The sequence below is a fragment of the Streptomyces sp. NRRL S-87 genome, assembly GCF_000719335.1.
In the GTDB taxonomy this organism is placed as follows: Bacteria; Actinomycetota; Actinomycetes; order Streptomycetales; family Streptomycetaceae; genus Streptomyces.
The window spans coordinates 87549-109890 of record NZ_JOGB01000015.1 but is presented as its reverse complement, the minus strand read 5'-3'; the positions used below and the strand labels follow the sequence as shown (position 1 = coordinate 109890).

General features: G+C 75.2%; 17 protein-coding genes. 7 read left to right on the top strand and 10 right to left on the bottom strand.

Annotation, left to right across the window (positions count from 1 at the left end):
* Positions 1 to 71: 71 nt before the first annotated feature.
* From IF43_RS0112145 to IF43_RS0112135, 3 genes are all read right to left on the bottom strand, one after another.
* Positions 72 to 1244: an AAA family ATPase gene (locus IF43_RS0112145; RefSeq protein WP_030198244.1), complete on the bottom strand. Its 1173-nt coding sequence runs from the start codon at positions 1242 to 1244 to the stop codon at positions 72 to 74.
* 239 nt (positions 1245 to 1483) lie between these two features.
* Positions 1484 to 6592, bottom strand: a complete 5109-nt coding sequence (locus IF43_RS0112140) for a DNA-binding protein (protein WP_234332116.1) — start codon at positions 6590 to 6592, stop codon at positions 1484 to 1486.
* Positions 6589 to 7455, bottom strand: a complete 867-nt coding sequence (locus tag IF43_RS0112135) for a DUF4132 domain-containing protein (protein WP_030198239.1) — start codon at positions 7453 to 7455, stop codon at positions 6589 to 6591. The genes IF43_RS0112140 and IF43_RS0112135 overlap by 4 nt, the downstream gene beginning before the upstream one ends.
* A gap of 300 nt (positions 7456 to 7755) precedes the next feature.
* On the opposite strand from IF43_RS0112135, the gene IF43_RS0112130 reads away from it, so the two are divergent.
* The gene (locus tag IF43_RS0112130; RefSeq protein WP_030198236.1) at positions 7756 to 9075 is read left to right on the top strand and encodes a geranylgeranyl reductase family protein; all 1320 of its coding nucleotides are present in this window, start codon (positions 7756 to 7758) and stop codon (positions 9073 to 9075) included.
* A gap of 155 nt (positions 9076 to 9230) precedes the next feature.
* Here IF43_RS0112130 and IF43_RS0112125 read toward each other — a convergent pair whose 3' ends face one another.
* Positions 9231 to 9683 (bottom strand): ATP-binding protein, encoded by a 453-nt coding sequence (locus IF43_RS0112125; RefSeq protein WP_234332115.1) that lies wholly within the window; start codon positions 9681 to 9683, stop codon positions 9231 to 9233.
* Between the two features lie 96 nt (positions 9684 to 9779).
* Here IF43_RS0112125 and IF43_RS0112120 point away from each other — a divergent pair, with 96 nt between their 5' ends.
* Positions 9780 to 10337 (top strand): gluconokinase, encoded by a 558-nt coding sequence (locus IF43_RS0112120; protein WP_030198230.1) that lies wholly within the window; start codon positions 9780 to 9782, stop codon positions 10335 to 10337.
* Positions 10338 to 10425: 88 nt separating this feature from the next.
* Here IF43_RS0112120 and IF43_RS0112115 read toward each other — a convergent pair whose 3' ends face one another.
* The gene (locus IF43_RS0112115) at positions 10426 to 11736 is read right to left on the bottom strand and encodes a chloride channel protein (RefSeq protein WP_078910094.1); all 1311 of its coding nucleotides are present in this window, start codon (positions 11734 to 11736) and stop codon (positions 10426 to 10428) included.
* Between the two features lie 166 nt (positions 11737 to 11902).
* Here IF43_RS0112115 and IF43_RS0112110 point away from each other — a divergent pair, with 166 nt between their 5' ends.
* From IF43_RS0112110 to IF43_RS0112100, 3 genes are all read left to right on the top strand, one after another.
* Positions 11903 to 12691, top strand: coding sequence for a hypothetical protein (locus tag IF43_RS0112110; protein ID WP_030198225.1), 789 nt, complete (start codon positions 11903 to 11905; stop codon positions 12689 to 12691).
* A 191-nt stretch (positions 12692 to 12882) separates the two neighbouring features.
* Positions 12883 to 13278, top strand: coding sequence for a hypothetical protein (locus IF43_RS0112105; protein WP_158939283.1), 396 nt, complete (start codon positions 12883 to 12885; stop codon positions 13276 to 13278).
* Between the two features lie 181 nt (positions 13279 to 13459).
* The gene (locus IF43_RS0112100) at positions 13460 to 13987 is read left to right on the top strand and encodes an RNA polymerase sigma factor (RefSeq protein ID WP_037888189.1); all 528 of its coding nucleotides are present in this window, start codon (positions 13460 to 13462) and stop codon (positions 13985 to 13987) included.
* 84 nt (positions 13988 to 14071) lie between these two features.
* Here the strand turns inward: IF43_RS0112100 and IF43_RS0112095 are convergent, their stop codons facing one another.
* The 3 genes from IF43_RS0112095 to IF43_RS0112085 all read right to left on the bottom strand — a co-directional run bounded on the left by IF43_RS0112095 (position 14072) and on the right by IF43_RS0112085 (position 17379).
* Positions 14072 to 15325: a YhgE/Pip domain-containing protein gene (locus IF43_RS0112095; protein ID WP_030198215.1), complete on the bottom strand. Its 1254-nt coding sequence runs from the start codon at positions 15323 to 15325 to the stop codon at positions 14072 to 14074.
* 244 nt (positions 15326 to 15569) lie between these two features.
* The gene (locus tag IF43_RS0112090; RefSeq protein WP_030198212.1) at positions 15570 to 16232 is read right to left on the bottom strand and encodes a response regulator transcription factor; all 663 of its coding nucleotides are present in this window, start codon (positions 16230 to 16232) and stop codon (positions 15570 to 15572) included.
* On the bottom strand, positions 16207 to 17379 hold the full coding sequence (locus IF43_RS0112085) for a sensor histidine kinase (protein WP_030198209.1): 1173 nt from the start codon (positions 17377 to 17379) through the stop codon (positions 16207 to 16209). The genes IF43_RS0112090 and IF43_RS0112085 overlap by 26 nt, the downstream gene beginning before the upstream one ends.
* Before the next feature lie 173 nt (positions 17380 to 17552).
* On the opposite strand from IF43_RS0112085, the gene IF43_RS0112080 reads away from it, so the two are divergent.
* The gene (locus IF43_RS0112080; RefSeq protein WP_037888226.1) at positions 17553 to 19799 is read left to right on the top strand and encodes an MMPL family transporter; all 2247 of its coding nucleotides are present in this window, start codon (positions 17553 to 17555) and stop codon (positions 19797 to 19799) included.
* Positions 19800 to 19995: 196 nt separating this feature from the next.
* Here the strand turns inward: IF43_RS0112080 and IF43_RS0112070 are convergent, their stop codons facing one another.
* Positions 19996 to 20484: a hypothetical protein gene (locus IF43_RS0112070; protein ID WP_051795186.1), complete on the bottom strand. Its 489-nt coding sequence runs from the start codon at positions 20482 to 20484 to the stop codon at positions 19996 to 19998.
* 210 nt (positions 20485 to 20694) lie between these two features.
* Between IF43_RS0112070 and IF43_RS37975 the strand changes: the two genes are divergently transcribed.
* Positions 20695 to 21456, top strand: coding sequence for a 4'-phosphopantetheinyl transferase superfamily protein (locus IF43_RS37975; protein WP_051795184.1), 762 nt, complete (start codon positions 20695 to 20697; stop codon positions 21454 to 21456).
* Positions 21457 to 21555: 99 nt separating this feature from the next.
* On the opposite strand, the gene IF43_RS37970 is transcribed toward IF43_RS37975, so the two are convergent.
* Positions 21556 to 22266 carry a calcium-binding protein gene (locus IF43_RS37970; RefSeq protein WP_078910093.1) on the bottom strand — a complete coding sequence of 237 codons (711 nt, stop codon included), beginning with the start codon at positions 22264 to 22266 and terminating at the stop codon, positions 21556 to 21558.
* Between the last annotated feature and the right edge of the window lie 76 nt (positions 22267 to 22342).

The window sequence follows — 22342 nt, the reverse complement described above, 5'->3', positions numbered from 1 at the left end:
GGCGCCCGGCCCGGCGCCGGGTCCCGCTCCCCCGCCGTCGCGGGGCTGGGCGGTCAGCTGGGTCCGGTCCGTCACCGCAGGCTCCCGCGCAGGTCCCACAGGCGGCGCCACATGGCGGAGCCCTCCTCGGCCCGGCGGCGCACCGGACCGTCCCAGTAGCCGAGCATCCGGTCGTGGTCGGCGGGGTCGTCCTTGCGGACCACGCCGAGCAGGTGGCCCGGCAGCAGGTCCAGGACGTCACCGCCGGGGAGGTACGCGGCGGCCACCCCGAGCGAGGTCGCCACCTGCACCGCCTCGGCGGTGGACATCACCGTGCCGGGCCGCTCCACGTCCCAGCCCTCGGCGGAGCGGCCGCCCCGCAGGTCGCGGAAGACCGTCACCAGCGCGTCCAGCACCGCGTCGTCGACCGCGAACGCGGCCCCGGCGCGCTCCACCGCGGCGACCGCCTGGCGGCGGACCAGGGCGGCCTCGGCGTCCGCGTCGGGGATGGGCTGCACCGTCTCGAAGTTGAAGCGCCGCTTGAGGGCCGCGGACATCTCGGACACGCCGCGGTCGCGCAGGTTGGCGGTGGCGATGACCGTGAAGCCGGGGGCGGCGCTGACCACCGCGTCCTCGGTGGCGGTCAGTTCGGGCACCATGACGCGCCGCTCCGACAGGAGGGAGACGAGGGCGTCCTGGACTTCCGGCAGGCAGCGGGTGATCTCCTCGATCCGGGCCACGCGGCCGGTGCGCATCGCGGTGAGGACCGGGGAGTCGACCAGAGCCTGCGGGGTCGGTCCCTGCGCGAGCAGCAGGGCGTAGTTCCAGCCGTACCGGAACGCGTCCTCCGTGGTGCCCGCGGTGCCCTGGACGGTGAGGGCGCTGGTGCCGCAGACGGCGGCCGACAGCAGTTCGGACAGCAGGGACTTGGCGGTGCCCGGGTCCCCGACGAGCAGCAGTCCGCGCTCGCCCGCGAGGGTGACGACGCAGCGTTCCACGAGGGCGCGCTCGCCGACGAACTTCGGGCTGACGGCCAGCTTGGCGGGCAGGCCGGCGCGGCGGCGCGGCAGGGCCAGCTCCTCGCCGCCGCTGCCGCAGACGAACGTGACCACGGCGCGCGGGGTGAGGGCCCAGCCGGGCGGGCGGGGGCCGGTGTCCTGGGCCGCGAGGAACGCGAGTTCGGTGGCGAACCGCTCCTCGGCGGGGAGCACCTGCCGGGCGGCGGGTGCGGCAGCGGGCTGCGGGGGCTGCGGGGTGACGGTCATCGGGTCCTCATCGGGTGGATCGAGTGGGTGGTCGTCGGGAGACGGACTGGGCGTCGTCACGACGGAAGGGAGCGGACGCAAGGCGGGTGACGCGGGTGCGGGTCGGGTGACGCAGCGGCGGGTGGCGCAGGCGGGTGGACACCGCGGTCCGGCTGCGGGGTGCTAGGCCCTAGCGCGGTGAAGGCGGGGACGGCCCCGGGGTCGCCGGCCCGCTCGGTCGCGAGCGGGCCGGCGGCCGGTCAGCGGCGGCGCCCGCGCCGGCGCACCGTCAGCTCCCCGAAGCGCGGTACGTCGCCCTCGCGGACCCGCTGCCACGCCCTGCGGTACAGGTCGGCGACGGGCTCGGTGGGCACGATGACGCCGAGCGGGGCCGTGCGGCCGGCGAGCAGCTCGTAGAGGGGCGCCTTCCACTCCTCCACCGGCAGGCACGGCGAGGCGGGCTCCGCCCATCCGCCCGGCAGGAACAGGCTGCGCCCGGCGCGGGTCCGGCGGGCCGTCACCACGAGGTCGGTGTCGGCCAGTTCGGCGCGGGCGGCCCGGATCCGGGCCGGCTTCCAGCCCGTCCACCGGGCGGTGTTGCGGTCGGTGGGGTCGGGCATCGCCAGCAGCATGAGGTACAGGGCCGCGGCGTCCGCACCGAGGCCGTGCCCGGCGGCCGCTTCGGCGACGAGGTCGGGCACCGAGCGGGTCGGGTCCTGGGGCCACCACGTGCCGTCCCCGTCCGGCGCCGGGCCGGCCGCGGGGGTGCCCGGGTCGGCGAGCAGCTCGGCGAAGCGGCCGCCGGAGACGAGCCGCAGCGCCGTTTCGACCGGGAAGGGCTGCTGGTCGGCGCCGCGCAGCAGCGGCACGTACGGGTCGCCGCCCGCGGAGTCGAGCAGCGCGGGGACGAGGGCCGGCATGGGCTGCTGGTCGTGGGTGGCCATCACCACCGCCCCGTACTGCTCGTAGCGCTCGGTCGTCCGGGTGGGCGCGCCCGCGGCCTTGCGGAACGCGGGCAGGTTCGCGTACCCGCAGAGGGTCAGCAGGAGCTCCGGGGCGGCCAGCCGCTGCCGGATCGCGGTGAGCGCCGGCGGCAGCAGGGCGCGCACCGGGTCCCCGGCCGGGAGCCGGTGGGCGAGCCAGGCGGTCATGGCCACCGCGCCGGTGAGGACGTCGGCGGAGAAGGCCTCGGCGCCCTCGGGGCCCTGGGGCTGCGCCCGGTCGCCCTTCACCTCCCACGGGACGTCGGTGCCCAGCGCCGGGGAGGCGGCCGGATCGAGGACGGCGGGGAGGGAGCGCAGGGCGGGCCAGGCGGCCCTGATGCCGCGGTGCGCTTCGGTGACCAGCCACTCGGGGACGGGGGTGCGGCGGCCGACGCGCCGGTTCCACACCTCGGCGGCCGCGGCGGCGTCGGGTCCGTGCGTCCACAGCCGGGCGGGGTCGGTGGGCAGCAGGGCGGCGACCAGTTCGCGGCGCACCTCGGCGGTCAGCTGCTTCAGCTCCTCCTTGGCCGTGGCCGCCTCGGTGACCTTGACGCCGAGCAGGGTGCGCTGCCCGGCGGGCAGGAAGCTGCGCTCGTAGTCGTCGACGTGCGGCAGACCGGCCACGACCAGTCGGGCCAGGGTGGTGGACACGCCGGTGAGCCGGGCGAACTCCTCGGCCGCCTCGGGGAGCCAGGGCGCCGGGCCGCGCTCGTCTGCCTCCTTCAGGAAGCGGGTCAGCCAGTCGAGCGGGCGGCCGGGGTCGCCGAGCGGGGCGTCGCCGCGCGGCGTGTAGGGCTCGGGCACGGTGCAGGTGCCGGCGGGGTCGTACCGGAGCACCTCCAGCTCGATCCCGTCGCTGACCTGCTGCCAGTGCTCGGTGGTGGCGAGGAAGGCGCCGCCTCCCAGGGGCAGGACGCTGCGGTGGTACGCGCCGTACTCGCCGCCGTCCGGGCGGCGCAGGTGGCGCTGGGCCAGGTGCACGCGCTGCCGGCGCCACCGGCCGGTGGCGGCGGCGAGGCCCAGTCCGTCGAGGCGCGCCAGCAGGGCCAGCAGCGCCTCGCGGTGCTCGTCGGAGGTGCCGGCCGCGACCGCCCGGTAGGCGAGGGCGGCGGGGTGGTCGAGCAGCGGGGTCCAGGCCAGGACGGAGTACGGGAGGACGGGCAGCTGGCAGTGCAGCCGGCCGGGTACGGCCACGGCCTCGGTGTCGGCGGCCGCGTCGGCGAACGCGCTCAGGGCGCGGAAGACCGCGTCGGCCTCGCCGCCGCCCCACCGGTGGCGGACGCTTCCGGTCAGGCCCGACAGGGCCTGGTCGAGCACCCGGTCCTCGGGGCCTTCCGGGGTTCGTGCGTCGGTCTCGCCGTGCGGGCCGGCGGCCAGGCGTGCGGCGATCCGCTCCAGGGCGGTGCGCTGGGCGAGCGCGAAGGCGAGCACGTCGACCACGCCCCGGACCAGGAGGGGGTCGCTGACGGCGGGCAGGGCCGCGCGGACCGCGGCGGTGACCGCCTCGGTGCGGTCGGTCGCCTCCTCTCCGGCGGCGCCGGAGGCCGCGACGGCTGCGGTGAACAGCGCGCCGGCCCGTTCGGCGTCCACCGCACGCAGTTCGAGGGAGCCTTCGGGGTCGCGCGGGCGCAGGCAGAACCAGTGGGCCACGGGCGGGAGCTTGGAGGTGCGGGAGCGGGAGCCGTAGCCCTCGTGCCAGCGCGAGCGGGCGGTGACGGCGCCGTCGGGGTCGGTGAGCCGGAACTCCTGCCAGGTCTCGGCCAGGGCGCGGGGCCGGTCGTCGCCGGGGAGGACGAGCGCCGCGACGGGCATCTCACCGCCCTCGGGGACCCGGACCGTGCGGCCGGCGGTGTCGGCCGCCCGCCAGCCCTGCTCGGGTACGTGCACGACGCGCCAGCCGAGGAGCCCGTCCGCGGGGGCCCCGAGCACGGAGTCGGGGACGGCGGGCACGGGGCGCAGCCAGCTCGACCGCTCGGCCAGGATGCTGCCTTCGGGGTGGCCGTCGAGGGCGTCGGCGAGGAAGCCGGGGAGCGACCGCCGGCCGAGCGTGCCGCCGTCCGGGTCGTACTCCCGCCAGCCCGCCGGCTTCTCCTCGGTGTCCCAGGTCCAGTACGACCGGCCGTCGGTGATGACCGGGCGCTCCTGGGGCAGCCGGGTGTCCCCGCGGTGCAGGACGCCCGCGCCGGTGGTGCGGCCGCCGTCGGGCAGGGGCAGCCCGACCTGGTCGAGCGTCAGGCGCCAGGCCTGCTGGCCGGTGTCGAGGGTGAAGACGTCGTCCGGGGCGGTGTGCCAGTAGGCCTGCGTGTCCGCGCCGCCCTGCCACGAGCGCCAGCAGACCAGGAGCGCGCCGTCGACGTAGTGGTAGCCCACGTTGCGCTGGTCGTTGCCGGGGATGCGCAGGTCGTGGACGAGGACGGTGGAGTCCGCGTCGATCACGCGTACCTGGTTGCGGTTGGCCACGATCAGGTGCGGCCACGCGGTCAGGACGGTGAGCTCCGGGGAGTCGGGCCGGGGGGCGAGTTCGGCGAGCGCCTCCTCCCAGGCGGGCCAGGTGAGTTCCTCGAAGAGACCGCCGCGCAGGGTGCGGCCCGCGAGGGCGCCGAGGTCCGTGGCGGCCGCGGCGGCGACCTCGTCCTCGGCGAGGGCCAGGGCCTCGGCGGGCAGCCAGGTGAGGCGCTCGACGGCCTGCGGGAACAGCGGCAGGCCGGTGTCGGAGCAGGAGCGCGCCACGTCCGCGACCCACTCGGCCAGCAGCGGGCGACCGCCCGGGGCGGCGGCCAGGCGGCGCAGGACGGTCTTGCTCTGGTCGGTTCCGTTGAGGGCGTACGCGGCGCGCCGGAAGGCGGGCCGGAACCGCTCGTCGGCGGCCAGGCCGAGCAGGTCGCGGGGCCGCTCGGCCCGCGCCCAGTCGTCCAGGTCCAGCGCGTCCTGCGGGCCCGGCGGGGCGACCGGGAGGTCCAGGGAAAGCAGCAGGTCCAGCAGGTCGACGTCCTGGACGCCGATGCGCAGGCCCGCCTCGCGTCCCGGCGCGGCGAGTTCGTCGCGCAGCCGGTCGGCGCAGCGCTCGACGAGGTCGAGCAGCAGCGGCAGGGTCGGGCGGGAACCCCACCCGGAGTGCCGGGCCGTGTGGAAGCGCTCCAGCCAGCGGGCGGCGCCGTCCGGGCCGGCCTCTTCGGCCGGAACGGACGGTGACAGCAGGCCGGCGGTGGCGCCGGACTCGACGAGGATGTCCAGCCACAGGGCGGAGAGTTCGCCGTTGTCGCCCTCGCACGCGGGCATGGCGGACAGCAGGGTGCCGCGCACCGCGGGGGTGCGGCGGGCCAGGGCGACCAGTGCGGTGCGGTGCGCCTTCCACCAGCCGGTGGCCGCCCGGAGGGTGGCCGGCAGCGGCAGCAGGTCGGCGAGGTAGTCCTGTTCGGCCTCCGCGGCGTCGAGGCCGGCCGCCCGGGCCAGGCGGCGCAGGGCGACGGCCGCCTGGGCGGAGGGGGCCATGCCGCCCGCGGTGCGCCGCACGCACAGGCGGCGGAACCGCTCGTACGCCTCCTCGGCCGTCAGGCGCGCGGCCAGGTCGTTGGCGTAGCCGGTGAGCACGCGGACCGGCAGGGCGCCGGCGAGCGCGAACTCGAGGAAGACCGCGTCGAGCCGGTCCTGGTCCACGGTCAGGCCGTGGGTGGCCTCGCTCTTGCGGGCCCGGGTGAACAGCTGCGCGGCGTAGGTCGGGTTCTCCGCCGACAGGAAGACGCGTCCGGCCTGCTCGAGGAAGACCGGGAGGAAGTGCGGGACGGCCGCGGCCAGCCGGCCGGCGATCTCCTGGCAGGCCTCCATGGCGGCCTTGGGCTTGGTGGCGGCCTGCCGGGCCACGCGCTCCAGCTCGGGTACGAGGGCGAGGGCGTGGTGGCCGTCGGCGGGATGGTGGACGAGCACCCATTCGGGGAATCCGAGGGACTGGCGGCGGCCGATGCCGACCACGGCCGGCTCGCCCTCGGGCACCAGGCCGAGGAACCCGGCGGAGAGGTCCTCGGCGGCCGCGAGTTCGGCCGGGGCGAGCCGGACCACGACGCGGTCGTCGGCGAGCCCGGGGTGGCGGTAGGTACGGGCCGTGAGGTCCACGGCCTCGGGTCCGGCGTCCCGGGTGCCGACGGGCAGCACCGCTCCGGCCTTGAGCAGCAGTTCGGACGCGCGCACGCGCTCCTGGGCGGTGGCGGCGCTGTCGCCGTTCGTCTTCGTGTCCATGGTCCCGTGGGTGGTGTCGGTGGAGGTGACGAGGTCGGTGGTGGTGCCGGTGGGGGCGCTCGCCGCAGTCGCGGCGGAAGTCGCCGGCGCGGTCGGACCGGTGGTCGCGGCCGGACCGGTGGTCGCGGCCGGCGCCGCGGTGGGGGTGGTCATGCGCCGCCGCCCTCCTCGATCCGGCGGCCGGCGTACAGCGCGGCGGCCATCCGCATCCCCTCCGACCAGGCGACCGGGCCGACCTCGCCCAGCGGGACCGCGCGGCCCTCCTCGTCCTGCCAGGTCAGGGCGCCGGTGGTGGAGTCGCCGTCCCAGTAGGGCTCGCCGATCCAGACGGCCGCCTCGAGCCTGCGGCCCGCGTCGCTGACCGTGCAGGTGGCGTACCCGCCGGAGACCCGGTAGCCGAGGCCGGTGGCCCGGGCCGCGAGGCGGAACCGCGAGGGGTAGCCGCCGCCGGCGAAGTCGCGTACCTCGGTCGCGTCGGCCGCGAGGTCCGCCGGCCTGGTCCAGGTCGCGCGGTGGATCTGCTCGACCCGCTGGACGACGCCCAGTTCCGCGGCGAACTCCCGTACGTCCTCCAGGTCGGGGAGCAGCACCGGATGCGGCAGGGTCACCGTGGGGGCCGACAGCCGGACCGTCTCGCCGTCGAGGTTGACCACGCGCAGCTCGCCGGCGGCCGTGGCGTCGCGCAGGAAGCCGGCGTCGTCGGGGTCGGCGCCCACCACGACGACGTCGCGCAGCGCGTTCTGCCAGGCCTCGTCGGGCCAGACCCGGGCGAGCAGGGCGGTGGGAACGGGCAGGGAGGAGACCATCCAGCCGTCCACCTGCGCCACGCAGGCGGCGGCGTGCCGGTCCAGCCATTCGGCGAGCCGGCGCAGCCGGTCCACCTCCGGGTGCTCCCGCAGGCCCTTGGGGAGCGTCTTCAATGGACGCCCGGCGGCCCGACCGGTGACAGCGCGTGCCGCCACCTTGCCTTCCACCAGGGCGATTTCGTACCTGTCGCCCACTGCCAGCCAGCCCATCCTCGGTGCCCCCTCGTGCGACCCGTCGCGATCCGCGCAGCCGGAACCAGAGGGCCCAACTGCCCCCTGAGCTGCGGTATGTGCGGGACAGTAGCGGGGGCCACTGACAACGGTCCGGCCCGGGGGCCGGCTGGCCCGGGGTCAGACACCAGCCGCCGACGGCCCGTTACGGACCGTCACCGCTCCGGCCCGTCGACGTGGGTGGGAGGCCGTTCCGGCCCGCGCCGGCACGAGAACAGCCGGAGCCGTCGGCGCTGCCGCACGGCCGGGCCGCCCGGCGAGGGCCATAGTGGTGACGTGATCACCGAACGTGACAAGGCCGGTGGCGGCTCCTCGGAGCCGGAAGCCGCAGCCGATGAAGAGGCTCAGGTCATCGTGGTCGGGGCGGGGCCGGCGGGGTCCGCCGCGGCGGTGCACCTGGCGCGGGCCGGGGTGGACGTGCTGCTGCTGGAGAAGGGCGGCTTCCCCCGGGAGAAGGTGTGCGGCGACGGGCTGACACCGCGGAGCGTGTACCAGCTGGTGCGCATGGGGGTCGACATCAACGGCCCGGGGTGGATGCGCAACAAGGGGATGCGCTGGGTGTGCGAGGGGCGCCAGGTGGAGTTGGACTGGCCCCGGCTGGGCAGGCTCCCGGACTTCGGACTCACCCGCACCCGGCACGACTTCGACGCACTGCTGGCCGATCTCGCCGCCGCCGCGGGTGCGCGGCTGCGCACGGGGGTCAAGGTGACGGCCCCGCTGACCGACCGGGCGGGGTACGTCGTCGGCGTGACCGCCTCCCGCGGGCCCGCGAAGGAACCGGTCCGCTACCGGGCGCCGCTCGTGGTCGCGGCGGACGGCGCCTCGGCGCGGACGGCGCTGGCGCTGGGCCTGGAACGCGACGCCCGCCGGCCGGTCGCCGCGGCGGCCCGGCGCTACTACCGCAGCGAGGCCCGGACGAACGACCCGTACCTGGAGCTCTGGGCCGATCTGCGCTGCCCGGGCACCGGCCTGGACCTGCCCGGCTACGGCTGGGTGTTCCCCCTCGGGGACGGGCGCGTCAACGTCGGTCTGGGTGCGCTGCCGCAGCACCGGCACAGCCGTCCGGTGGACCTGCGGGCGGCCCTGGACCACTGGCTGACCCGGGTGCCCGCCCACTGGGGCCTGCGGGAGGAGAACGCGGACTCACCGCTGCGCAGCGCTCCGCTGCCGATGGGGCTCAACCGGCGGCCCCAGTACCGTCGCGGTCTGCTCCTGGTCGGGGACGCGGCCGGCATGGTCAGTCCGTGGAGCGGCGAGGGCATCGCGCAGGCGCTGGAGGCCGGGGAGGTGGCCGCGGAGACCATCGCCCTGGCCCTGGCCCGGCCCGCGGGGCCGCGGCGGGAGCACGCGTTGCTCCACTACCCGGCGGAGATCCGGCGCCGCTGGGCGCGCTACTACCGGCTGGGCAGCCTGGTCGGCGACCTCGTCTTCTCCCGGTACGGCTTCCGGCCCGTGCTGCATCCCCGTGTGATGGCCTCGCCCAGGCTCCTGGGCGTCCTGGCCCGGCTGCTCACCGACGTGACGGACGGTCCGGCCCACGACGGCGTCGACGCCCTCCTGCACGCCCTCGTCCGCCTCGTTCCCGCGTCCCGCCGGTAACCACCCGCCGCACCGCGGGAGGTGACGGCCCTGCGGCCGGCGGACCGCGCACGTCCGGGCGGACTCCCGCCCGGCACCGGCGGGGGCGGCCGTGGGGCCGGCCCGGGGCCGCGGGCACGCACCGGCCGGGGGACGGCCCGGGCCGGTGCGCGGTGTCACGGAGCGCCGTCGGGCCGGTCGGCGACGCCGGGCCGGTCGGCGACGCCGGGCGGTCGGAAGCAGGCGGTGATCGCCTTGCCCCGTGCGCAGGGGTGGACGTCCACGGCGTCGGCGAGGACGTCGACGATCCCCAGGCCCCGCCCGGACGTCGCCCCCGCCGCGGCCGGCTCCGGGCGCGGCGGGTGGTGCGGGTCGGTGTCCGCGACGCTCACGTGCAGGCAGCCGCCGTCCCAGGTGAGGACCAGATGGGCCGTGCTCGCGGCGTGCACGTGTGCATTGGTCACCAGTTCGGAGACGGCGAGCAGCACGGAGTGCACCGTGTCCGGGGCGTCGCGGGTCCACGCCAGCGCGGACAGGTGCTCGGCGGTCCATGCGCGGGCCGCGCGCACCCCCTTCGTCACCGGGAACGAATGGGCCCAGCCCACCGCGCGCAGTTCCAACGTCCTCACCCGCCCGAGTCCTGACACGCCGACATCCCGCGTCTACCCCGGCCCCGTCGACCCATCCACGCCCCGTCCCGGTCCGCGGTGCGGTTGGGTGGGGGCATGGAACCCCAACCGGTCGTCGTCGTGATGGGTGTGTCGGGCACCGGCAAGACCACCGTCGGTCGTCTCCTGGCCGCCGCTCTGCACGTCCGCTACGCCGACGGGGACGACTTCCACCCGCCGCGGAACGTGGCGAAGATGGCCGCCGGCACACCGCTGGACGACGCCGACCGCCGGCCGTGGCTGGACGCCGTGGGCGCGTGGGCACGGGAACGTGGCGACCGCGGCGGCGTGGTGTCGGCCTCGGCCCTGAAGCGCGCGTACCGCGACCGGCTGCGCGCGGCCGCGCCCGACGCGGTCTTCGTGCACCTGGCCGGCGACCGGGACCTGATCGGCCGCCGCATGGCCGCGCGCACCGGGCACTTCATGCCGGTCGAGCTGCTGGACTCCCAGTTCGCCGCCCTGGAACCGCTCGGGTCGGACGAGCGGGGGGTCGTCGTTCCGGTCGACGGCACTCCCGAGGAGACCGCCCGGCTGGCCCTGGACGCACTGCGCGGGCTGCGGGGGCCGGGCGGGCGGCCCCACGGCGGACCGGCGGGGGGCTGCCCGCCGCGGTGAGGACCGCGCGCCGGACGACACCGGTCCGCGGGGAGGCGGCCGCTGCCGTGAGGGCCGCGCGCACCGGGATGCGGGCCGACCGGACCGCTCAGCGGGCCGGCGGTGGGGGCTGCGGCGCCGGGGTTCCGCCGGGCGGGGGGCGGTCGCGGCGGTGCGCCCGCGCGGGGCGGGCCGCGCACAGCCGTTCGACGGCCACGGCTCCCACGGTCGCGAACAGCATCGGTACGACCAGGGTCCGCGGCGCGTCGGTGAACTCCAGCATCAGGACCACGGCCGTGAGGGGGATGCGCTCGGCGGCGGCGAGGAAGGCTGCGCCGCCGACGACCGCGTGGGCCGCGAGGGTCGTACCCGGCCACACCAGGGCCCAGGCGCCTCCCGCCAGGACGCCGAGGAGTGCGCCGTTGGCCACCGAGGGGGTGAGCAGGCCCCCTCGGGCCCCCGCGCGGAGGGTCAGGAGCACGACGAGCGTGCGGAGGGCCAGGAGCACGGCGGTCAGGCCCAGGGCCGGCTGGGTGGCGAACGCGACCTCGGCCGGTCCCTTGCCGTTGCCCAGGAGTTGGGGGTACGGGACGCTCAGCAGACCGACGAGGACGAACGCGGCCGGGGCGGTCAGCAGCAGCATGCGGTCCCGCGGCGCGCGGCGTCCCGCGCGGGCGCAGGCCCTGGCGAACAGGTGCGCGCAGAGGCCGATGAGCGGGCCCGCGACGGCGGACCAGACGACGAGCGAGGCGCCCACGGTCAGGCGGGTCAGGTGGAAGGCGGGCTCGTCGGGCAGTGCCATCCACGAGATCACCGTCGCCAGGGCGGCGACGGCCGCAGCCGGGACGAGGGCGCCGACCGCCCAGGTGCCCAGCAGGACTTCCAGGGTGAAGACGGTCCCGCCCAGGGGGACGTCGTACACGGCGGCCAGGCCGCCACCCGCGGCGGAGGCCACCAGCACGCGGCGCTGGCCGGCCGTCAGGCCCGGATGGCGGCAGACCGCGGTGGCGAAGAGCGCGGCCAGCTGGCGCGGGGCCGTCTCGCGGCCGAGCGGCGAGCCGAGGCCGACGGTCACGATCTGCAGGAGGGCGTGCCACGTGGTGGAGAGCGCGGGCATGCGCGGGCGGCGCGCGGCCACCGCCTCCTCCACGCCGACCAGCGGCCGCCCGAAGCGGTAGAGGGCCCACCAGCCCGTGCCCGCCACGATCCCGCCCACCGCCATGGCCGCTACCCTGCGGGCCGGTGCGGCGGCCACGACGCCGGACAGGAACGAGCCCTCCGTGTAGCCGTAGGCGAGGTGCTGCACGGTGTGCAGCAGCAGTGCCAGGCCGGTCCCGGCGAGGCCAGCCAGCACCCCCACGACCACCGTGGCCACGGCGAACCGCCACGGCCAGCTGCCCCGGGATCCACCGTCAGCCACCCCGGAACTCTAGCCGAACCGGGAGGAAAGGGACTGCGTCACCGCGAAGCCGGAGGTGTCCTTCCCCCACCCGTGAGCCGGGCGCCCGACCGGCCGTCCAATTGCCGGCGATCTTGTCGAGAGGAGTGCGCTACCGTCCCCTCACGCACACGACCAGGGGGAGCACGTGCACCGACCGAACACCGCGATAGCCCGCTTCTGGGCCGAGACCCCGAAGCAGATCAGGCGCCTCAGCGTCCTGCTCCTCCCCCTCGGCACCGTCCTGTTCTTCGTCGGCCTGCGCCTGGACGCCACCGACGGGTGGACGGGACACGACTACCTCCTCAACGTCTACTCCGGCCTGACCGGCGCGTGCTTCGGGATCCCCGTCGCCCTGCTCCTGCTCAACAGACTCACCAGCGCGCAGGACGAAGTCCGCCAGGCCGAGCAGGCCCGGCAGCGGGCCGGCGAGGAGGCCACCGCCTTCCAGCAGTCCCTGCTCTCCGGCTTCGAGGCCTCCGACCTCGCCGACCTGACCACCAGGGTGGCGGCTCTCCAGGCGCAGCTCGCCGACCTCCGCCTCAAGCGCGCCGACGACCCCGCCCGGTCCGAGGCCGTGCACGACTTCCTCGCCGCGTTCGACCGCCTCCTGCCCAGCCCGTCCGGAGATCCGCGCCCCAGCCTCGGCGCGCTCCACCACACCGAAGAGCGGGCCGCCGTGAGTGAGTGGCGCAGCCGGATCCGGGTCCGGTGGACGGTCCTCAACACGGAGGTACGCCCCACCCTGCACGGCCAGGACTGGCCCGAGGCGGTGGCCGCAGAGGCCCAGCACGCCTGCGAACGGCTCCTGGTCCAGGGCCGGAACCCCTGGAAGTCGACCGGGGCCGAAGCGGGCGGCGTGACCGCGATGCTGTACTTCCTCCAGGACGTCGACGCCTTGTGCCGGGCAGCCACGGCCCTCGAGATCTACAAGTAGGAGCACCAGGGCCCGCGTTCCGCGGGTGCGCCGTCGAGGACCCACTGCCGGGCAGGGGGCGAGGAGCCGAGTCCTCGCGGTTGCCGGTCGATCGCACGAATTGAGGCAGGTCAGACGGCATATGGGACTACTCCTGGGTACATGGGAACTTACCGGCCGGAAACGATCATCTGTCCCCTAGCATGGCGCGCATGATCAGACGGGCCGCGCCGGCGCACGCCTCTTGGAGGGCGGTCGTGTTGGTGTGCGTCCTGCTGCTGGGCGGCGTCCTGGTCCCGCCGTGCACCGCCGCGCCGGACCGGGTGGCCGGGGCGCACCTGACGGCCGGGACGGCCACCGCCGCGGCGGCGGAGTACACCGTGTCCGTGGAGCGGGCGGCTGCAAAACGACCACCCGGTGTGCGCCTGTCCGCGTGCGCCCACGGCTCCGCGGGCGGGCCCGAGCCGGTGGGCCGGGACCTGTTCGAGGTGTCGCGGCTCGCCCCGGTGCACGGGGAGGCCGTCGTCGTCGGAGCGGACCCGCCCGTGCACGTCCCGCCCTGGCCCCGTCCCCCGGAACGCTCCTGGCTCTGCGTCTGGCGCACCTGATGCCGCACCCCGCCGCCACGGCGCGGCGCGGGGTCGGACGCCGGCACAGAACAGGGGGCTCATGTGTTACCTGCGGATCGTGCGAGCGCAAGCAAGGGATCTGTCGGTTCGATGATGGAAAGTGCCGTCGGGCGGGGCCTGTTGCAGGGCCCGACCGCCGGGCGGCAATGGGGGCACAGGAATGGCAGGCACTGCGAACGGGACGGCGGAGGAGCCGGAACGGGTGGCGGAGCTCGTGCGGGGGGCACAGCGGGGGGACGCGCTGGCCATGGACGAGTTGTTGAGCGTACTGACGCCGCGGGTGGCGCGCGTCTGCGGACCGATCGCCCTGGAGGACGGTCCCGACGCGGCACAGGAGGCGCTGATCGCGATCTTCCGTAACATCGGCCAGCTCAAGTCGCCGGAGGCGCTGTTCGGTTGGGCGCGGGCGATAGCCGCCCGGGAGGCGCTGCGGTACGCCAAGCGCCGCAGCCGCGTGGTGGTGGCCGAGATCGCCGACCGCGCGGCGGAGGGCGTGGACGTGGAACTGTCCGCCGACATCGAGGACGTGCTCGGTCGCCTGACTCCCGAGCACCGGCTCGTGCTCGCGATGCGGCACGTCGAGGGGCTGGACGAGCAGGAGGTCTCCGAAGCCCTGCGGATCCCGGTGGGCACGGTGCGGTCACGGCTCTTCCGCGCGCGCGAGGCGTTCCGCAAGGCCTGGGCCTGACGTTGGGCCGCCACCGGCCCCCGGGCGGGTGCCCGGGGGCCGGTGGGTTCAGGCGGGCCGGTGGGTTCAGGCGGGCTGGGGGGTTCAGGCGGGCTGGGGCGTGAGCCGCTTGTGGCCCGTGCGGTCGTAGTAGGTCGTCATGCCGAAGCCGAACAGCAGCGCGAGCACGGTGCCGACCCCGATCATGATCCACGAGCGGGTGAGACCGGCGTCGCCGCGGGCGTCGAAGTAGAGGATCGCGCGGACGCCGTCGCTGAGCTGGCGCATCGGTTCGAAGTAGGACAGGAACCGGTAGAACGCGGGGACCGCCTGGAGGGGGATGGTGGCGCCCGACGACGGGAGGCCGAGCACGATGAAGACGAACATGGACACCAGCTGGCCGATCCCGCCGAAGGCGGCGTTGATGGCCTGGACGCCCAGGCCGACCGCGAGGGCCGCGCAGTAGGAGTAGATGCCCAGCAGCGGCACGTGGGAGACGTCCATGCCCAGGATCGTGATGCAGGCCAGCATCACGAGTGCGGCGCTCACCACCGTGATGCCCGCCGTCATCACCATCTTGAGCAGCAGGGTCTGGGTGCGGCTGATCGGTACGGTGGGCCGCCGGGTGTGCCAGGGGCCGATCTCATTGTCGGCGTAACCGAGGGCGGTGTCCACGCCGTTGCTGATGACGTTGCCGCCCATGAACCCGGCCAGGACCAGCAGCAGGGTGTAGTAGAAGGCCGAGAGGCCCAGACCGCTGTGGCCGCCGATGGGGTGCCCGACCCGGGTGACCACGTCGACCGGGTCCGCGAGCAGCACCTTGGTCGTGGGGGTGGCCCGGGCGGCGGCGCCCGTCTGCGTCAGCTGGCGGCCGACGGAGAGCGACGCGGTGCGGGCCGCCTTGGTGCTGATCTGGCTGGCCAGGGAGGACCCGAGGCTGCCCTTGCCGGGATTGGTGAGCACGAGCATCGTCGGCCGGTGGGTGGCGCCGGACGTCGTGAGCGCCGCGACGGCGTCCGAGAAGCCGGCCGGGACCACCAGTGCCCCGTAGACCTTCCCGGAGTCCAGCTGGTCCTCGGCCTCGGCGCGGGTCATCACCCGCCAGTCGGCCTTGCCGCCCGCGGAGTCGGCGGCGATGGCAGCGGTGATCCTCCCGCCCAGGTCCGGCGGGCCGGTGTCGTCGTCGACGAGGGCGATGGGCAGGTCGTGGAGCTCCCCGTTGGGGTTGACGATGCCGCCCATGTAGAGCAGGGACACCAGAAGGGCGAGCAGTCCCGTCAGGACGGTGGGGACCACCCAGATCTGCGGGCGGCGCAGCAGGGTGGCGGCCGTGGCTTCGGGGGCGGGGGGCGCGGACATGGGTCTCCGTAGCTTCCCGGCGGGCGGGCGTCGTACGACGGGCGGCGGTCTGCGGTGGCGGTCGGGGGCCGTGGGTCGGCGGCCGGGGGTGACCGGGGCGCGTCATGCGGCCGTCGACACCTCAGCATGCCCCCGCCACCCCGGGTTTCCGCGACATCTGCCCGGGGCGCTTCGTCCTTCACCCGTACGCTGATCCGCCGGGCAGCCCTGGGGCGCGCTTACGGGACATGGCCCGGCACCCGGCTCAGGTTCCGGGGAGGACACGGCGCGTTTCGTAGGCCCACATCGCGATCTCGACCCGGTTGCGGGCGCCGAGTTTGGCCATCAGGCTGGCCAGATGCGTCTTCACCGTGCTGAGGCTGATGTGCAGTGCATCGGCGATCTCGGTGTTGGTCAGCCCCCGAGCGACGGCGAGGAGCACCTGCTCCTCGCGGGCGGTGAGGGGGGAGACCGGCTGGGCCGCGGGCCGGCCGGTGGGCAGGTCCGCGAATGCCTGGAGCAGACGGACGGTGACGCTGGGCGCGATGAGCGCCTCACCGTCGGACGCCGACCGTACGGCCTGCGCCAGAAGGTCCGGTCCCGTGTCCTTGAGGAGGAATCCGCGGGCGCCGGCGCGCAGTGAGCCGTAGACGTACTCGTCGAGGTCGAACGTGGTGATGACGACCACGGCCAGCGGGTCGGCGACGCCCGGGCCGGCGACCAGCCGGGTGGCCTCGAGCCCGTCGAGCACGGGCGTGCGGATGTCGAAGAGGCAGACGTCGGGACGTAGTTCGCGGGCCAGCCGTACCGCTTCCCGCCCGTCGGCGGCCTCGCCGACCACCTCGATGCCGGGCTGGGCGTTCAGCATGATCCGCAACCCGGTGCGGATGATCGTCTGGTCGTCAGCGACGAGGACGCGAATGGACACCGCTCTCGCTCCTCGCTCTCGGCAGTTCGGCTTCGACGTGCCAGCCCCGCTCGGTACCCGGGCCGGCCCGTAGTGTGCCGCCGAGCAGGGTCGCGCGCTCGCGCAGTCCGGTGAGTCCGTATCCGTCACGACCCCGGCCGGTGCGCCGGCCGTTGTCGCGCACGCTCACCCGTACCGTGTGCCGTTCCGCGGCGACCCGGACGACGAGCTCGCTCGCGTCGACCGCATGGCGCAGCGCGTTGGTCACCGACTCCTGCACGATCCGGTAGACGGCGGCGTCCACGGCCGGGGGCAGCGCGTCCAGTTCGCCGTCGAGCCCCAGGTCGACCCTGAGGCGACCGCCCGGGGTGCGCACCAGGCGCTCCAGATCCGCGACTCCGGCCGGGGGCGCCAGCTCGGCGCCGACCCCGCGGTCGCGCAGCGCGGCGACCATGGCGCGCATTTCCTCCAGCGTGCGCGCCCCTTCCTCCTCGACACCCTCCAGCGCCTCGACGGCGGCGGACGGGTCGGTGCCCGCGAGCACCCGGCCCGCCTGGGCGATGATCACCATGGCCGACACGTGGTGGGCCACCGTGTCGTGAAGTTCCCGGGCGAGCTGCTCGCGCTCGCGGGAGCGCAGCTGCTCCAACTGCCGCTCGCGAGCGGTCACCCGGAACCGCACGGCAGCCCCGACCACGCCGGGCAGCAGCAGGAAGACGAAGCCCACGACCTTTTCGACGACCGGGGTCCCGTCCGTGACGACACACAGCGCGCCCGCCGCGAGGATCACCGCGCCGCCCAGCACGATCTCGCGTCCCGATCCCCACCGGGGCAGCGCGTACACCAGCACGAGCACGACCGCGCCGGTGTACAGGCCGACCGGCTCGCGCGGTGCGGCGACGAGCGAGGCCAACGGAGGCAGGACCACCGAGCCGAACCCCAGCGCCACCATCGCCAGCGGGCGGGTCCGGCGCCACAGGGGCAGCAGCCACAGCCATACGGCGAGCGCCACCGCCACCGGCCGCCACACGACGTTCTCGCGCAGGGTGGCCTCCAGCGCCACACCGGCAAGGCCCGCGGCGAGCAGCGCCCAGTCCCGCCGCAGCCGGGCGGGCGCGTCGGGCGGCCGGGGTTCGGTCCACAGGGTCTTCAGGTCGTTTCGCAGCACGTTCTCACCTTAGGGACCGCGGCGTGCCGCGCATCGGCCGAAAGGACGGGTCGTCACTCCGCCCTGGGGCCGACGGATCCGCGGCCCGCGGGCCGATGCCGCGGAGCGCCGTGGCGACGAGCCTCGGCATCGGCGGCCGTACAAGACGGCCGACGAGGTGGTTGGAGGACCCGATGCTCTCGAAAGCCCTGTTGCGCCTGGGCGCAAGCGCCGCCCGCCATCCCTGGCGGGTGATCGCGGCATGGCTGACCGCCGCCACGCTCGCCGTCCTCGCCGCGATCGCCGTCGGCGGGCGGACCGCGGACTCGATGACCGCTCCGGGACTGGACTCCGAACGGGCCGCGCAACTGATCGAGCGGGCCGGGCCCGGCCAGGAGGGGATGACCGCCCACGTGGTCGTGACCCCCCTCGACGACGGTGCGACGTTCTTCGACCGCGGCAGCGCGCGCACCGCTCTCACGCGTCTGCAGACCGAGGTGAAGCGGCTGCCGCACGTGCTCGGCACGAGCGACCCGGCGGGGGCACTCGACGCACGCGGGGACACCGCCGTGCGCGGCGGCCTCGTCTCGGCCGACGGGCGGATCGCGGTCGTCCGGGTGCAGTATCCCGACCAGAGCCGGCTGTCGGCCGAAGACCTCGACGCCCTCGTCGATCTCGGTGGCCGGCTGCGCGCCGAGCTGCCCCTGCGCATCGAGATGGGCGGGAACCTCTTCTACGCCTTCTCCGACCCCGACGGCGGCGCGAGCGAGCTGATCGGCCTCCTCGCCGCGGCCGCGATCCTGTTCCTGGCGTTCGGTTCGCTCGTCGCCGCCGCGCTGCCGATCGGCATGGCGGTCTTCGGGCTGACCATCGGAGTTGCCACGATGACGGTACTGGCGGGGGTGACGGACGTCCCGACCTTCGCCCCCGTCCTGGGCAGCATGGTCGGGCTCGGAGTGGGCATCGACTACGCGCTGTTCGTGCTCGCCAGGCACCGGGAGTACCTCGCGCGCGGGCTCGATCCCCACGAGGCGGCGGGGCGGGCGGTGGCCACGGCGGGGAGGCCCGTGGTCTTCGCCGGCGGCGTCGTCGTCGTATCGATCCTCGGCCTGGCGGTCGCGAACGTGCCGTTCATGACGGTGGGCGGGCTCGCCGTCTCGATCGTCGTTCTGACCATGGTGGTCGCGTCGGTGACGCTTCTGCCGGCCTTCCTCGGCGCCGCCGGCCTCCGCCTGGCCCGGCCCGGCCGGATCGGCCGGGCTCTGCAGAGCGGGAAGCCGGGCCGACTCGTACGGCAGCGGGACAGGGTGGCGGGCGCCGCTCCCGCCCGCGGTTGGCGGCGCTGGATCGGGCACGTCAGCCGGCACCCGGTGCTGTACGCGATCGGCGCGGCGGGACTGCTGCTCACCGCGACGCTGCCCGTGCTCGGCCTGCGCGTCGGCCTGCCCGACGACGGCTCACTGCCCCGCAGCCGTACCGAGCGCCGCGCCTACGACCTCGTCGCCGAGGGGTTCGGTCCGGGCACCAACGGTCCCCTCGTCGTCGCCGCGGACCCCGCCGGTGACCCGGCAGTGCTGGACCGGCTCGTCGCAGCGGTCGCGGCGGACCCGGGCATCGCGTCCGTCGCGCCGGCGCACATCGACCGGGCCACCGGCATCGCGACCCTCGTGGTGTTCCCGACCACCGGTCCTCAGGACAAGGCCACGGCCGACACCATCGCCCGGCTGCGCACCCGCGTGCTGCCCACCGCGGTCGGGCACGGCCCGGCCCGGGCCCACGTCGGCGGCGCCGCCGCGAGTCTGTCCGACGTGGGCCGACGCACCAGCCAACGCCTGCCGGGGCTCGTCGCCGCCGTGCTGGCGATGTCGTTCCTGCTGCTGATGCTGGTCTTCCGCTCGGTACTCGTACCGCTCAAGGCGGTGCTGCTGAATCTGCTGAGCATCGGCGCGGCCTACGGCATCATGGTCGCGGTCTTCCAGTGGGGCTGGGGAGGCGCGCTCATCGGGCTGGAAGCGACGGTTCCGATCGTGTCGTTCATCCCGATGTTCCTCTTCGCCATCCTGTTCGGCCTGTCGATGGACTACGAGGTGTTCCTCCTCTCCCGCGTACGCGAGGAGTACCTGCGCACCGGCGACAACGGCACGGCGGTCGTCGAGGGCGTCTCGGGCACCGCCCGGATCATCACCTCGGCCGCCCTCATCATGGTGGCGGTCTTCCTGTCGTTCGCCGTCGCCGAGGACCCCTCCACCAAGATGTTCGGGCTCGGCCTGGCCACCGCGATCTTCATCGACGCCACGGTCGTGCGCATGGTGCTCGTACCGGCGACCATGACGCTCCTCGGCCGGACCAACTGGTGGCTGCCGAAGTGGCTGGACCGGATGCTTCCCCGCGGCCCGGTCGGCGGAGTCGATGCCGACCGGGGACGCCTGCTGAGTGCCTGACGCCGTCGGGGATCTCGGCGATGACGGTCGGCCGTGCCCTCGACCTCTCATGTCGCCGAGATCCCGACGTCGTCACCCGCGATCAGCCCTGCGTCTCCTCGCGGCGTCCGGTAGCGGCCGCACCGGGTATGACGAGCAGCTTGCCGGTGGTACGCCGGGCCTCCAGATCGCTGTGGGCCCGGGCGGCCTCGGACACCTACTGGGAGCGGGCGTCGATGCGTTCCTGGAGGCGGTCGAGGAGGGCATGGCCGCGGGCCTCGGTCCCGAACAGGCCCAGCCGCTTCAGCAGCGCGCCGCCCGGCCTGCGCAGCCCGGAGGCGAAGGCGAAGGTCGTGCCGCCGTCGTGGGGCACCGCGGCCATCGCCCCCATGAGCGTCCGGCTCTGCATCAGGCACCACCCGGGACGCAGGACGACGTCGAAGGCCTCCGGCAGGCCCAGTCGGCCGACCGCGCGGGCCGTCAGCCGCTCCCCCTCCGCGCCGAGCAGGGTGAAGGACTTCAACGCCGGGATGATGTGCGGGAGTTCGTTCTCCAGGTCGGCGGCCACCGCCCACAGGCGCTCCGGCGGGACGTCGTAGTGCCGTTCCGCGTACATGGGCGCCCGGACGGCGGCGGCGATGACCTTCAGACGCCGCAAAGGGTCCAGATCCGCCTGGGGCCAGGCGGCCGCGCCGAGATCGCTCATGTCGTCTGCTCCTCCGTACCGGAAGGTCGCGCTCCTCGTCGGGGAGCGCCCCGGCGCCATTGTCACACCCGGAGGTGAGCAGGTGAACGGCCGTCTCAAGGACGGGACCCGGCACGTGGCGGGAGTACTCCGCGGCGCCCGGTCCTCTTCCTCAGTGGACTCTCCCGCGGTGGACGGGCGAGTGCTCCGAGGACCCGAAGGAGAGTACCTGTGACGGTGAAGAGCGTGGCGGGCCGCAGGCCGGCCCCGGCGCGTGACTGGGTGCCCGTACAGACGCTGCCGCGGCACCTGCACCGCGTACGGCCGCGACTGCGGGGCGTGGGTTTCGGCATCGCGTCCGTGCACGAGGGCCCGCCGCCGGCGGTGCACGAGGCGGAGCTGGCGCTGGCCGCGCAGATGCCGCCCGCGCGGCGCGCGGACTTCCTCGTCGGCAGGTGCGCCCTGCGCCGGGCGCTGCGCGACGCGGGCATCGCGGCGGGGCCGGTGCTGCGGGAGGGACCCCGGCCGAAGTTCCCGGCGGGCGTGACGGGCTCGGTGAGCCACTCCCGGGGGGTGGCGGTGGCGGTGGTCGCGCGGACCGCCGAAGTGGCCGGGCTGGGCGTGGACCTGGAGTTCGGCGGGCCGCCCCCGGCCGCCGCCCATCTGGTGCTGGGCCCGGCCGAACGGGATCTCGTGAGCGCCTCGGCGGCGGCGCAGCGGCGGATGCTGGAGCTCTACGCGGCGAAGGAGGCGGCGTTCAAGGCGCTGAGCCCGCTGCTCGGCGCGGAACTGCCGGGTCTGCGCGCCGTGCGGCTGCGCCCGCGCGCGGGCGGTTTCACCGCCGGCCCGGCCGCCGGGCCCGGTCCCGAGGCACTGGTGACGTGCCGTCCGGTCCCCGGCGGGATGCTCGCGTGGGCCGTGCTGGGCGGGCGGGACGGGCTGGAGGGGCCGGACGGGCGGGACGGACCGGACGGGCGGGACCAGGTGGACTGACCACGCGCGTGGTCGTCACCGGAACGTCTTGAGCACGGCGAAGACCTCCGATGGGGCGGGTTTCCAGGACCGCGCCGCACGGAGGTCTTCGCGTCGGGTTCAGCAGTCCACCTTGACTTCACTGTTCGGGCACGCATCGACTCCGGAGTCGCCGTACGCCGTGTCGAATTCCGGACCTCCGTCGAGCGAGTCGTTCCCGGCCTCTCCGTACATGGTGTCGTCACCCTCCTGGCCGCGAATGGCGTCGTCTCCGTCCGGCGCCGCCGGATCGCCGGTGTTCCCGTACAACCTGTCGTTCCCGTAGTCGCCTTCGATGGTGTCGTTCCCGGGTCCGCCGTAGGCCCAGTCGGGGCCGTCTCCACCGTCGATCCGGTCGTCACCGGCCTCGCCGTAGAACGTGTCGGAACCGGAGTTGCCGTTGAGGACGTCGTTTCCGGGGCCGCCGTGGACGACCATCTTCAGGTCGGTGAGGTTGGAGACGACGTCGTCGCCGTCTCCGGCTTCGACGTTGATTCTCCAGATACCCGTGCTGTTCAGGTTGAGCTCGTCCCCCTGCGGACCCGACACCACGTCTCCGTCGTCGTAGACCTTGACGCTTCCGAACGGGGTGCCCCCGTGGATCGTGATCTTGTTGGCTCTGCCGGGGGCCGCTCTGATCTGGAGGTAGCCGGAGAGGTCGTAGTCGACGGTCGTGTTGCCCGGGACCTTGGCGTTCCGCTGCTCCTCCCCCTGCGCGGAAACCGCGAGGGGCGACATGACGGCCAGGGCGGCGACCAGGCAGACGCGCGCACAGAAGGCAAGTCGAGGCATCGACAATCACCACCAGGAAGAGTGAGGTCGGCCGGCGTACGGGATCGGCGCTCCGGTGCCTCGGCACGTCACGTGC